General features: G+C 34.6%; 12 protein-coding genes. 6 read left to right on the top strand and 6 right to left on the bottom strand.

What is annotated here, in order from left to right; genetic code table 11:
* Window positions 1-9: 9 nt before the first annotated feature.
* Window positions 10-750: a M50 family metallopeptidase gene (locus C7J90_RS01545; RefSeq protein WP_103208122.1), complete on the bottom strand. Its 741-nt coding sequence runs from the start codon at window positions 748-750 to the stop codon at window positions 10-12.
* Window positions 751-990: 240 nt separating this feature from the next.
* On the opposite strand from C7J90_RS01545, the gene tarA reads away from it, so the two are divergent.
* Window positions 991-1,812 (top strand): N-acetylglucosaminyldiphosphoundecaprenol N-acetyl-beta-D-mannosaminyltransferase TarA, encoded by an 822-nt coding sequence (tarA, locus tag C7J90_RS01540; RefSeq protein WP_103208123.1) that lies wholly within the window; start codon window positions 991-993, stop codon window positions 1,810-1,812.
* Window positions 1,813-2,252: 440 nt separating this feature from the next.
* Here tarA and tagH read toward each other — a convergent pair whose 3' ends face one another.
* Complete coding sequence (gene tagH / locus C7J90_RS01535) at window positions 2,253-3,050, bottom strand: teichoic acids export ABC transporter ATP-binding subunit TagH (RefSeq protein ID WP_103208125.1); 798 nt, start codon at window positions 3,048-3,050, stop codon at window positions 2,253-2,255.
* A 329-nt stretch (window positions 3,051-3,379) separates the two neighbouring features.
* Here tagH and C7J90_RS01530 point away from each other — a divergent pair, with 329 nt between their 5' ends.
* The 3 genes from C7J90_RS01530 to tagD all read left to right on the top strand — a co-directional run bounded on the left by C7J90_RS01530 (window position 3,380) and on the right by tagD (window position 5,848).
* A complete protein-coding gene (locus C7J90_RS01530; RefSeq protein ID WP_103208126.1) occupies window positions 3,380-4,183 on the top strand; it encodes an ABC transporter permease in 804 nt (267 codons plus the stop codon).
* A 75-nt stretch (window positions 4,184-4,258) separates the two neighbouring features.
* Window positions 4,259-5,353, top strand: coding sequence for a teichoic acid glycerol-phosphate primase TarB (gene tarB / locus C7J90_RS01525; RefSeq protein WP_103208128.1), 1,095 nt, complete (start codon window positions 4,259-4,261; stop codon window positions 5,351-5,353).
* 96 nt (window positions 5,354-5,449) lie between these two features.
* A complete protein-coding gene (gene tagD, locus C7J90_RS01520) occupies window positions 5,450-5,848 on the top strand; it encodes a glycerol-3-phosphate cytidylyltransferase (RefSeq protein WP_103208130.1) in 399 nt (132 codons plus the stop codon).
* A 387-nt stretch (window positions 5,849-6,235) separates the two neighbouring features.
* On the opposite strand, the gene pbp4 is transcribed toward tagD, so the two are convergent.
* A complete protein-coding gene (gene pbp4, locus C7J90_RS01515; protein WP_103208131.1) occupies window positions 6,236-7,510 on the bottom strand; it encodes a penicillin-binding protein PBP4 in 1,275 nt (424 codons plus the stop codon).
* 260 nt (window positions 7,511-7,770) lie between these two features.
* On the opposite strand from pbp4, the gene C7J90_RS01510 reads away from it, so the two are divergent.
* On the top strand, window positions 7,771-9,498 hold the full coding sequence (locus C7J90_RS01510; RefSeq protein ID WP_103208133.1) for an ABC transporter ATP-binding protein: 1,728 nt from the start codon (window positions 7,771-7,773) through the stop codon (window positions 9,496-9,498).
* Window positions 9,499-9,611: 113 nt separating this feature from the next.
* Here the strand turns inward: C7J90_RS01510 and C7J90_RS01505 are convergent, their stop codons facing one another.
* From C7J90_RS01505 to C7J90_RS01495, 3 genes are read right to left on the bottom strand one after another with little or no spacing between them, the layout of a single operon-like run.
* The gene (locus C7J90_RS01505) at window positions 9,612-9,770 is read right to left on the bottom strand and encodes a FeoB-associated Cys-rich membrane protein (RefSeq protein ID WP_103208135.1); all 159 of its coding nucleotides are present in this window, start codon (window positions 9,768-9,770) and stop codon (window positions 9,612-9,614) included.
* Window positions 9,771-9,782: 12 nt separating this feature from the next.
* Window positions 9,783-11,777 carry a ferrous iron transport protein B gene (gene feoB, locus C7J90_RS01500; RefSeq protein WP_103208136.1) on the bottom strand — a complete coding sequence of 665 codons (1,995 nt, stop codon included), beginning with the start codon at window positions 11,775-11,777 and terminating at the stop codon, window positions 9,783-9,785.
* Window positions 11,770-12,030: a FeoA family protein gene (locus C7J90_RS01495; protein WP_372514450.1), complete on the bottom strand. Its 261-nt coding sequence runs from the start codon at window positions 12,028-12,030 to the stop codon at window positions 11,770-11,772. Before C7J90_RS01495 ends, feoB begins: the two co-directional genes overlap by 8 nt.
* Before the next feature lie 259 nt (window positions 12,031-12,289).
* Here C7J90_RS01495 and C7J90_RS01490 point away from each other — a divergent pair, with 259 nt between their 5' ends.
* Window positions 12,290-13,516 (top strand): NupC/NupG family nucleoside CNT transporter, encoded by a 1,227-nt coding sequence (locus C7J90_RS01490; protein ID WP_103208139.1) that lies wholly within the window; start codon window positions 12,290-12,292, stop codon window positions 13,514-13,516.
* Window positions 13,517-13,623: the final 107 nt, after the last annotated feature.

The raw sequence follows: 13,623 nt of genomic DNA, 5'->3' as shown, positions 1-13,623 counted from the left end.
CAAATCCATTTATATAATGAAATATTGATGTATTGCGTAGTATAAACTTAAACCATTAATTAAAATCCAAAAGCTAGAGAACAAAAAAGTCGGAAAACGAGTGAGATGGCTCAAAGCTGTTCCGTCCCAATTAGGTTTAGGAGATGAAAACGTTAATTTAAATATCGTCATACTAGACTGTATGATTTCACCTAATAGTGTTCCTAATAAAAAATGATAGACTAGCATATACATAAATGAATAGTTGCTTAGATTCTCAGAGTGAATTCCTAGATAACTAATGAAACATAAAAAAGCAATAATAGAAATAGGGATAAGCTTTCGGGAAGTGACTAACGTATAATATATAAAAATAAATATATAGATAATGATAAATACAGCACCTTGACCTTTATGTTGAAGCATAATACCAATCACTAACATAAGGGGAGGCATAATATAGCCGCCGATTGTTGTGAAAATTTGACTTAAGCGACTTTTACTTTGTGTTACTGCATACCCTTGTTGGCCAGTTGCATTGCGTTCTCTACGTGTAGCAACAATGACTAGATCAACAACACGACCACCGCTAATACGGTTAAAAAACACATGACCAAACTCATGCGTCAAGACGGGGATATAATTTAAAGCAATGTCTAAAACTGAAAATGGAAATTTATGTTGATAATAATGACAAACTAAATATATGAATGTAATCAAGCATAATAAATAAAGTGAAATTGGTAATGGTGATGCAATCCAATAATGCATAATTTTTAATTCGCGCCTTTCATAGAGTATTTTGTCTTCAAGTATAGCGAAATAAAGTGCTATAAACTATGGACTTAAGACGGAGTCAAATTAAAAATGTAACAAATAAGGCGCTCAAACTTTTGACTTAAATCATGTTAATATACTTGAATATCTTAGGAATTGTGTTAAAGTAACATAAAAATAATGTAAAATAAATGTAAAGAGATAAATTTAAGTGGAAAGAATGAAGGTGAGACTATGGCTAAGTTAATGCCTAGTTTAAATCGTGATAGCATCGTCACAACGAAAGATACGGATAATGAACAAGGATACATTGTATTGAGAGAAAAAGAACAAGTCAATGTTTTGAACGTTATGTTTGATAATGTAAGACTCAATGATATGTATCGTAATATCATTCAATATTTGAATACAGATACAAAACATAATTTGTTTGTTGTTACGGCCAATCCAGAAATTGTACACTATGCCTTTGAAAACCCACAATACCAAAAAATAATCAACAGTGCAGACTATGTTATTCCAGATGGGACAGGTATCATTAAAGCAGCGCGGATGTTGGATACGCCTTTACAAGAACGTTTACCTGGTATTGAATTGATGGATGCCTGTTTGGATATTGCCAATATTAAGCATAAAAAAGTATTTTTGCTTGGTGCTACTTCTCCAATAGTGGAAAAAGCAGCACGAAAAATTAAGCAAAAATATCCTAATTTAGAAATACAAACCCATCATGGATTTATAGAGATGAATGATGCAACTGTCACTGAGCAAATTCGTCGTTTCAACCCGGACTTTATTTTTGTGGGCATGGGTTATCCTAAGCAAGAACAATGGATTCAACATCATAGACATCACTTTGATCACACGATGATGATGGGTGTTGGGGGTTCGATAGATGTCTTTAGTGGCGAGGTTAAACGCGCACCTTATTTTTGGAGAACGTTGAACTTAGAGTGGGCTTATCGATGTATTAAAGATATGAAAAGGATACATCGAATTAAACGTATTCCTAAATTTTTATGGGAAGTTTATAAGCAAGCTTTAAGAGGGAGCTAGTGTTGAAAGAATCCAATTTTTGCTAGCATCATTTTAGGAGTCTGGGACATCAATCCCAAAATAATAGCGTAGAGATGATTCAATCATGAACCATCTTTACGCTTTCCTTTTATCAATAATCCGTATTGTTTGGTTCGCATTTTCTAGGGGATGGGTCGAGCCGCGGTCTCGACGCTCGTCCTATTCCCTCAGGAGTCTCGCCAACTCATTATAAGAAACCTTCGAGATATTTGTGTCCCAGTCTGTTTTTTGCGGTCGAAACGATTATTTTTGATTTTGGATAACATCATTTATGATGACGGCTTGAGTGAATATGCTTAGAGTTTGAGCATAACTCCAATGACTCCAAAAGGTCTTTTCAATTGATTTCGAATCTCGAAGTTATGCTTGAATACTCTGTTTTCGAAACATTGTTTATGACAAGGATGTTTTGACAATGTTTAGGATTTGATTTCGAATCTATTTTCGTCAAGCTTTCGACGGAAGGCTTTTTGTTCAGCTACAGATTTCTTTTTAAAATCTTTTAGAAATGTCTCATATTGAGGCAAGATGTCTTCAACAGAACCGAATGCTTTTAATCTTCCGGCTTCAATCCAAGCAATTTTAGTACAGAAATCTTTCACTTGTCTTAAGTTGTGGCTTACAAAAAAGATAGTTTTTTCAGCTTCTTTAAATTCATAAATCTTTTTCAAACTTTTTTGGGTAAAAGTTTGGTCACCTACAGAAAGGGCTTCATCGATGACTAAGATTTCAGGATCGATCGTAACGCTGATTGAAAAACCTAATTTTGAGCGCATACCGCTAGAATATTTTTTGACTGGTTGGTAAATAAACTCACCCAGTTCACTAAAATCTACAATTTGGGGAGTGAGTTCTTTGATTTGGTGTTTATTGAATCCCATGCATAACATTTTGAATTCAATATTTTCCATACCTGTTAGATTACCGTTCAAGCCTGCATTGATTGCGATAACACTCACATCACCTTTTCTCTCAATCAGGCCGCGGGTAGGAGACAATGAACCACCAATCATATTACTTAACGTTGACTTACCAGAACCATTAATCCCCACTAATCCAATGACATCACCTGCATATGCTTGAAGGGAGACGTCTTTGAGTGCATAAAAGGTTTTATTTTTATTTTTAGGGAATAAAGCATCTTTAATGCGTTCTTTATTGTTACGATAAATACGATATTCTTTAGTAACTTCATTGATATTAACTGTTGGATTCATATAAACATTCCTCGTACTTTAAGATTTATGTTATTTTTATGATTTTACTTTCATCATACTATACATATAGATTATAATATATTACTAAGAGGTTGTTAAACTTGTAAACCTATTGTAAAGTATTAGAGTGACAAAATGAGTTTGATAAGAGAGTATGTCGACACATTCAATTTCAAATGAAAAAGAGACAAAGCTTAGGTTGTTAGATGTTTTCAATCCAAGAATATGAGATGATAGGAGTGTAGTCAAACTAAAGTCGAAGTGGGGGCTTTGAATTGTAGTGAGACGACATTTTATTTTTCATCTTACATGTGAAAGCGTGGTAAGTTATGAAATCTATTATGACCGTGTTGACTGAACACGTCAAAAGTTTTTATTTAATTCAACGATTAGCACAGTTCCAATTAAAAATCACAAACCATAATAATTATTTAGGATTGGCATGGGAGATTATTAATCCGATTATTCAAATCATGGTTTATTGGTTTGTGTTTGGGTTTGGAATCCGTAGCAATACACCGGTTGAGGGTATACCTTTTATTTATTGGTTACTAGTAGGTATAAGCATGTGGTTCTTTATTAACCAAGGTATTTTAGAAGGTACAAAGTCGATTACAATGAAATACGGACAAGTGGCTAAGATGAATTTTCCACTTTCAATTATTCCGACATACATTGTTACGAGTAAACTCTATGGGCATCTCGTACTTGTAGGAGCAATCATTTTACTATGTACCCTCTTTGGGATTATGCCATCTGTTCATATTATACAATTAGTTTTATATGTTCCATTTGCATTTATATTTACAGCATCAGTGACTTTACTGACGTCCACATTAGGTGTGTTAGTTAGAGATACGCAAATGGCTATGCAAGCTTTATTAAGGGTTCTTTTCTACATGTCGCCTATTCTTTGGAATCCTCCAGAAGGGTCACTTGCAGAAAAGGTTTTAATGTTTAATCCTATTTACTTTATTGCAGAAAGTTATCGGGCAGCAATATTATTTAAAGAATGGTATTTTATAGAGCATTGGGAACTTGCGCTATATAACGTAGCAGTTGTTATTCTATTTTTTGTGGTTGGATCGATGTTGCATATGCGCTACAGAGATCACTTTGCAGATTTTATGTAATTTTTTACATGCCTTCAATACAGTGATTTGTGTTGGAGGTTTTTTTACAACCAATTTAAAGGGGGATACAACACCGTGATCCAATATCTTATTAAAGCGATATACATTGAAACCATTCGATTGATTAATATATTATTCAAAAAAAGGCGTATAGATGCGAATCACATCGTTGCGTTAATGACTTTTAAAGAAGATATACTTCCTATTGTGTATGAATTGAGCCAAAAAGGTTATCAAGTGACTGTATTTGCACGACCTAAAGACTTTGAATACTTGAAGAACAGGAAAAATATTAAGTATTACTCATTATCATATAAGAACATGTTCAGAAAAATAGACGAACTATCTATGGCAAAAATTATTTTTATAGATACGTATTATTTATTAATGGCAGGTTTTGAGAAGAAAGAAGGGCAAACGGTAATACAAACATGGCATGCCGCGGGAGCTTTAAAAAAATTCGGACTTGAAGATCATGCGCTTCATCTGAAAAATAAAAAGGCTGTTGACCAATATAAAGCGGTTTACAGTGCAACAGACAAATATCTTGTCGGCGGTTATAATATGTCAACGTGTTTTGAACGATCGTTTGGTGCGGAATACAACCAATTACTATGTTTTGGTAACCCTAGACTAACAACGTATTTGAAGCTTGATTTGAAAGAGCACAAGCAAAAAATCAAAAAGCAACTTGGAATAAAAAACAAAATTGCAGTTTATTTACCTACCTATCGTGAACAACGTCAAAACAATCGAATTCTTGATAAGGCTGCTTTTGAAACGGCACTGCCTGAATATACATTATTAAGTAAGTACCATCCAACTGTAGCGCCAGTAGAACAAAATATCAAAATGTGTACTTTGGATTTGCTAGTAGTAGCAGATTTGATTATTACTGATTACAGTTCGCTTGCAATTGAGGCAAGCCTTATTGATACACCAGCGTTATTTTATGTCTATGATGAGGTTGAATACGATAAGGTTCGAGGTTTGAATCAGTTTTATTATCAAGAAATTCCTCAAAATTATAAAGTGTATGATGAACGCGCTTTATATCAACGCATTCAGCAAGGGCATATAGAACCGCTTTTCAAAGAATGGCATCAATTTAATACGCCTGAAAGTTTAAATCAGGTAGTTAATTATGTCCAAAAGCTTGTGCGAATTTAGTAACGTATTAGGGTTTCAGTGTTAATCTCTTAAGAGTTATGCTATACTGCTTAACAAATGTGAATTTTATATTAATATTGTTAAGGAGGTGTAAAGATGAAGCGTGTCATTACATATGGAACGTATGATCTTTTACACTATGGCCATATTGAATTGTTGCGACGTGCACGAGAAATGGGCGATTATTTAGTTGTTGCACTCTCAAGTGATGAGTTTAATCAAATCAAAAATAAAAAATCATATTATAATTTCGAACAACGAAAAATGATGTTAGAATCCATCCGATATGTCGATTTAGTTATTCCTGAAAATGATTGGGGACAAAAAGAAAGAGACGTTGAGAAATACGAAATAGATACTTTTGTGATGGGACATGACTGGGAAGGTGAATTCGATTTTCTTAAAGATAAATGTGAAGTAATTTACCTTAAACGCACAGAAGGTATTTCGACGACGCAAATTAAGCGCGAATTATATGGAAATGACGTTAAGTAAGAGTCATTCATTTTCAAGTAACTATCCAAATACAACCTCTAAGAAGTTGGGCTATAAAACTCAAAATAAATAGCGCTAAGATGCTTTTTAATAAAAATGCGTCTTAGCGCTTCCTTATTATGATATGACTTCGCTTTCCGAGGAGAACAGCCTCATCTTGTAACAGGAGTTTCGTCATCAATTCTTCGTTTATGCATGTCATGACTCACTGTTATACTTTAAAAACAAGACACTTTCGTATCATTTAATGAATATCTAAATTGAAAGAAAAACTTCGAGATTTTTCGTAAATTCTTACGAAAACCTCGAAGTTTTTTCGATTACTGAGATATATGTCTAAGACTCTTAAAGCGTGTTAATATTTAAACAGCATTTGCAATGATAATGTTAATGCCTTCTCGATGAATTCAACAATGAATAGAATAGCATTGAAAAAATAACTACAATTAAACCAAGGCCAATTGTTGTAAGAACGGGGTGTTCCTTCCAGCTTGTGATAACTACTGATTTAGTATCATGAATGAATGGACGTTCAATTTTAACAGAAGGTGGGCCGTAATGGTCATTGATAAATTGTCTATCGTAGTCTATATGAACATGTCCTCTTTCAATCGTAAAATGGTAATCTTTGAATCCTTTAGGGACAACATCATAGAGATCATCGTTAATATAATATTTTTTACCATTAATTGTTTGAACGCCTTTAGATAATACTTTTTTGTACTCGTAATATTGAAATACATTATTGATTGTACTAGCACTCATCATATTTCTTTGCTTTTCGCCACCTAAATTGACATAGTCACCAGCACCCATGATAATATGGATGATACGAAACTTCCCTCGCTTTGTGGTTAAACTGTTATTGTAATCTGCTAAGTCGCTCGAGCCTGTTTTTAAACCATCAGTACCTTCTAGGCTCATATTGCCCCCTTCTAATAAATCATTGAAAGTATAATATGTAACGCCGTGTTGTGTCGGTGCGATTTGTTTTGTGAAATGTAAAATCTTTGGTGTATCTTGAACAGCATGTTGGGCTAAAATAGCATAATCATGTGGTGTCGTGACTGCAGCGGATTCATTTTGATATCGTTTAGGTACGAAATCTTGAAGGAGACGGTTTTCAGCGCCGGTAGGATTCACATAATGTGTATCTTTCATATTGAGTTCTTTTGCAGTTTGATTCATTAGATCAACAAAGTCAGACGTATTACCTGATACTTCCTTGGCTAAGATAAGTGCTGCAGAATTGCTTGATGCAGATACAGCGATTTGTAATAGTTCAGCAACAGTATAAGTTTCACCAGGATAAAGTTTAGTATCGCTCAGTTCCGGTAAGGTCGACATACGATAATGTTCTTGTGTAATAGGTATTTGGTCATCGAGTGATAGGTCACCAGATTTAACAGCTTTTAACGTTAAATACATGGTCATTAATTTAGTCATAGATGCAGGATCCCATTTTGTATGACTCTTATAATCATATAAAATTTGTCCAGTTTCACTCATATTAATTAATCCTTCTGGTTGATAGCGCTCATCAACGGGATATCCATATTGTTGTGCAATTTGAACCGGTGTCAGTGTGTATGCTTTAGCAAAAGGTGTTATAATTGCTGTAGCGAAGAATACTACAACAATAGCTAATAATACTTTTTTCATATATATTCCCTCAATCTAAAACTTTAGTGTGCTAAAATAACAGACGTATTTTACCATATTATATAACTAACATAAATCATTTCACACTTAATTGATGAGGGGAATAGAGGTTGAGTCACTGTCAATAGGTTGTATAGAATCATGTTCTACAACCCCCTTAACCTCATAAAGTAAGACTAACTGGGAACTGACTTCAGAGTGCGTGGAGGCTTTTAGCTTCAATATTGTGATTGAAAACTTTTTTAAAGAGGTATCCAACTATGAAAGAAAGTAATCCATTGTTTTTCTTGTTAAAGAAAATATCTTGGCCAACAAAGTTGATCATTATAGCGGTTGTTATAGCTTCATTAGGAAGTGTTAGTGGCCTGTTGGTTCCGCTTTTTACGGGTCAGATGGTTGATAAATTTACATTGGATTCTATTAATCCAACCTTTATCATTCTATTAATTGCTGTTTTTTTATTTAATGCGGTTTTAGGGGGTATCGGTTACTATTTACTCAATAAAATTGGGGAAAAAGTGATTTATGCTATTCGTTCAGTATTGTGGCATCATATCATACATTTAAAAATGCCTTTCTTTGATCAAAATGAAAGTGGACAATTAATGAGCCGTCTTACAGATGATACTAAAGTTATTAATAATTTTATTTCTCAAAAATTACCTAATTTTTTTCCATCTGTTATTACGTTAGTTGGGTCATTAATTATGCTTTTTATTTTAGATTGGCAAATGACACTGCTCACTTTTATAACTATTCCAATCTTTGCGCTCATTATGATTCCTTTAGGCAAATTAATGCAAAAAATTTCTTCAAATACACAATCTGAAATAGCTAATTTTAGCGGTTTATTAGGTCGTGTTTTGACGGAGATGCGTCTAGTGAAAGTGGCAAATACTGAAAAACTTGAACTTGAAAAAGCGCATCATAACCTCTCAGCAATCTATCGTTTAGGTTTAAAACAAGCTAAAATCGCAGCAGTTGTGCAACCTATTTCAGGAATTATTATGCTGATAACAATTGGGATTATTTTAGGATTTGGTGGATTACGAATTGCGTCAGGTGCTATATCTGCAGGTACTTTAGTAGCTATGATTTTTTATGTGCTGAATTTATCTATGCCGCTGATTAATTTGTCAACTTTAGTGACTGATTATAAAAAAGCAGTGGGTGCAAGCAGTCGAATTTATGAGATATTGCAAGAGCCTTTAGAAGAGATTGATGCACCTAAGCAGAGTGAAACAATTCCAAATGGCGACTTAACTTTCGACCATGTTCATTTTAGTTATGACGTTAAGCCTATTTTGCAAGATGTTTCATTTAATATTGCTAGAGGAGAAGTTACAGCATTTGTAGGTCCTTCTGGTTCAGGTAAAAGTACAATTTTCAGCCTAATCGAACGCATGTATGAGATCAGTAGTGGCGATATTACGTTTAACCAAAAATCAATTTACCATTTACCGCTAACAGATTGGCGACGTAAGATAGGATATGTGATGCAAAGCAATGCAATGATGAATGGTACAATTCGTGATAATATCTTGTATGGTATTGAACGACGTGTGTCTGATGATGAGCTGATGCATTATGCCAAACTAGCAAATTGTCATGATTTTATTATGGAATTTGAACAGGGCTATGATACGCTTGTCGGAGAACGTGGCTTAAAGTTATCTGGAGGACAACGCCAAAGAATTGATATTGCACGTAGCTTTGTTAAAAACCCTGATATCTTATTGTTAGATGAAGCGACTGCGAATTTAGACAGTGAAAGTGAACAGAAAATTCAAGACGCACTCAATGCACTTATGGAAAATCGTACAACTATAGTCATTGCGCATCGATTGTCAACAATCAAAAAAGCAGGTCAAATTATATTTCTGGATCAAGGTCATGTTACAGGACGAGGACGTCACGAAACATTAATGAAAGAGCACGTTAAATATCAACAATTTGTGAACACTCAAAATTTAACACAAAGCCATTAAAAAATGGATTACAGATATAAATGAAAATGAGGAGGTTAAAATGCCAGCATCGGCTTTTAACCTCCTCATTCTCTTGTATGAATTGGTGTGACTAACGCGCTATGTTGCTTCCTTTATTGCAAATGTTTCGGTAATTGATCTGTTGGGCAAGAATGGTTTGAGCCACATGAACTGCATTTACCTTGCTTTGACTTTTGAATATAACGTTTTATGACGAAAGTGGAATAGCCAATAATGAGTACAATAAGAGCTAAGTTGATAAATAGAACCATAAAAATCTCCCCTTAAACAAATAATGAACCAATCTGATATACTGCTAACGCAAGGACGTACGCTGTTGCTAAAGGATATGTTGCAGCAAGTATCGTCCATTTCCAAGATGATGTTTCTTTACGAATGGCAGCTACTGTAGCTAGACATGGAATGTAAAGCAATATAAAAATCATAAATGCATATGCGGACAATGCTGAGAATTGAGAAGAAATCATGTTAACTAAGGCATCATCATTGACTGCATAGATGATAGCCATTGCACTAACAACGACTTCCTTCGCTAAAAATCCGGGTATTAAAGTAGCACCGGCTTGCCAAGTACCAAACCCAAGCGGAGCAAGTATCGGAGCAATTAATGCACCTATACCGTGTAAAAAGCTTTTTTCGATTGGAACATTAAACCCTGTTGGTCCAGCATAATTAAGAAGCCATATTATAACGGAACCTGCAAAAATAAAAGTACCCGCTTTCTTAACAAATCCTTTGCTTTTTTCCCAAGTGCTTCGCCAAAGTGTTTTTAGAGATGGCAAACGGTAGGGTGGTAACTCTATCACAAACACAGAGTTGTCTTTTTTTAATAGTGTTTTTGATAAAATAAAACTAATCAATAATGCAACAATAATTCCAATTACGTACAGGCTTAGGACAATGATGGCTTGATGTTTTTTAAAAAAGACACTGACAAATAAAGCATATACTGTAAGTCGAGCTGAACATGACATAAATGGTGCGACGAGTATAGTTGTAAGGCGCTCCTTATTCTCTTCAATGCTACGTGCAGCCATAATACCGGGCACATTGCATCCAAACCCAATAATCATAGGGATGAAAGATTTTCCGTTAAGTCCAAAATATTCCATAATACGATCCATAATGACTGCAATTCTGGCCATATATCCCGAATCTTCAAGAAGGGAAATAAAAAAGAATAGCACTAGGATCTGAGGGACAAACACTAAGACGCCTCCAACTCCAGCTATAATCCCGTCAGTCACTAAATCTTGTAGCGCGGGATAAATGCTCATTTGATTCATAACTTGTTTAATGAAATCAGTCAAAGGCCCTCCGATGAATGCGTCTAATTGATCAGACAACGGTGTGCCAATCCAAGTGAATGTAACTTGAAAAATAAGCCACATAATCCCTAAAAAGATAGGAATACCTAGATATTTATGCGTTAATAATGTGTCAATTTTTTCTGATACAAACTGTTCGTGTTGAAGCGGATAACGTACTGTATCTTCAAGTAGTTTATCTATATATGCTTGTCTGTATTGCAAAATATCATGCTCTATATCGATAGCATGCATTTCTAGGAATTCTGATTTAATATGATTTAATTGATTAATAATATCTTGATCTAAATAGCGATGAACAGAAGGATTGTCAAGTAAATACTGAATAATCAAGAATCGATAATGTTTCTGCTGTAAACTTAGATGATTAGGTAAATGCATCGTTAAAAGTTGTATTAATTTCTCAAGTTGGGCATCGTAATTAATTTTAAGAGGGCTACGTGCTGATATATTACGGTCTGATAAAGCTTTGAGTACATCATCACTCCCTTTTCCAGTACGTGCTATAACAGGAATAATTGGAACGCGGAGATGATGCATTAATTTTTGATGATCGATTTTGATACCGCGTTTATGAGCAACATCAATCATGTTCAATCCAATCAAAAGAGGGGCACCAAATTCTAGTAATTGGATAGTTAAATTTAAATTTCTCTCGATTTGAGCAGCATCAATAATATTAACCATGCCGTCAAACTTTTCGTTGAGCAAATAATCAGTCACAACTGTCTCATCCCTTGAAATAGGAACTAAGTCATAAATACCGGGTAAGTCTACAAGTTGACCGGCATGTTGTCTCAGTTGGCCGACTTTCTTTTCTACAGTGACGCCGCTCCAGTTACCAACATATTCATATGAACCAGTTAACGCATTAAACAATGAGGTCTTACCTACATTAGGGTTACCTAAAATACAATATGCATTACTCATAAGCGTTCTCCAAATGTATATCACAGGCATCACAATTTCTAATGCAGATGTGCTGACCTTTAATGTTAATAGTGCAAGGCCCTTTAAACAACCCTTTTTGATGGATAGAAAGCTCAGAACCTTCTCGACATCCTAATGCTCTTAGACGATGCTTTAAGTAATAATTATTAGTTTTCAATGAGACAATACGATAAGTGACACCGATTTCGGCGTTAGCGATATTAACCATAAAAACACCCACTTTTACAATCATTAATGATAATCATTTTCATTAATAATCATACTGCTAAAAAACATTTTGCACAATAGTTAGATGGCATAAATTGTGTGAAAAGAGTGAATCTTTGATGTACAAGGACAAAAGCCTTTCTAATTGATAGATAAAAGCCATTTTGAATAAACATTATTTAAAAAATAATAAACAGAATATATCTTTAAAAAAATGTTCTCTCTCACATAGGCACATGGTATACTTGGAATGAAAAAACGAATGAAGATAAGAGGGAGAAAATATGTATTTAATAATCAACATCATTGGCCTACTTGTATTTTTAGGAATCGCCTTTCTGTTTTCGCGAGATCGTAAAAATATCCAATGGGGATCAATTGGCGTTTTAGTCGTATTAAATTTGATTTTAGCGTGGTTTTTTGTCTATTTTCCGGCAGGCACAAAGGTCGTAAAATTAGCTGCTGACGGTATTTCCTGGGTTATAGATGCGGCTTTTGAAGGGATTGGCTTTGCCTTCAAAAGCTGGACAGCATCTGGCAATTTAGATATGGCTGTTGCTGCCTTATTTCCGATACTATTAGTGGTACCACTCTTTGATATCTTAATGTATTTACGCATTTTACCGTGGATTATGCGTGGAATTGGTTGGGTGCTTGCTAAAATTACGCGACAACCTAAATTTGAAGCGTTTTTTGGCATTGAGATGATGTTTTTAGGTAATACTGAAGCATTAGCTGTTTCAAGCGAACAGCTTAAACGTATGAACGATGCACGTGTACTAACTATTGCGATGATGTCTATGAGTTCTGTATCAGGGGCAATCGTTGGTGCATACGTTACGATGATACCGGGAGAGTTAGTTTTAACTGCTATTCCGCTCAATATTATTAATGCGATGATTGTGTCATCTATTTTAAATCCAGTACGAATTGATGCAAGTGAAGATGTGATTTATGACTTAAGAGCAAATGGAGCACGTCAACCGTTTTTCTCGTTTTTGGGAGATTCAGTGTTAAATGCTGGTAAGTTAGTACTTATTATTATTGCATTTGTGATTAGCTTTGTAGCGCTAGCTGAATTAGCAGATCGTCTAATCAACTTAATTACAGGAGGATTTGCGCATTTATTAGGTATTAAAGGTAGCTTTGGACTTGATCAAATTTTAGGAGCAGTGATGTGGCCGTTTGCATTCCTGCTTGGATTGCCACTTGATCAAGTGTGGGATGTTGCTAAGCACATGGCGAAGAAAATAGTCACGAATGAATTTGTAGTAATGGGTGAAATTGCTGGAGAGGTGAATAGTTATGAACCGCACCGCAGAGCAATTATTTCAACATTCTTGATTTCATTTGCGAACTTTTCGACGATTGGTATGATTATTGGTACATTAAAAGGGATTGTTCAAGAGAAAACGTCCGACTTTATTTCAAAATACGTGCCAATGATGTTATTAGCTGGAGTACTTGTGTCATTGCTTACTGCTGCTTTTGTCGGATTATTTGCATGGTAAATGGATTCGAAAATAAAAAGGTATTAGGTTTCTAGGAAAAAGCACCTAGAAACCTAATTGCTTTTTCTAGAGTGAAAATATTAAAAATGATGAGGTTTTGTTTTCAC

The sequence above is a fragment of the Staphylococcus felis genome (genome assembly GCF_003012915.1).
GTDB lineage: Bacteria > Bacillota > Bacilli > Staphylococcales > Staphylococcaceae > Staphylococcus > Staphylococcus felis.
This window is presented reverse-complemented; position numbering and strand designations above follow the sequence as displayed.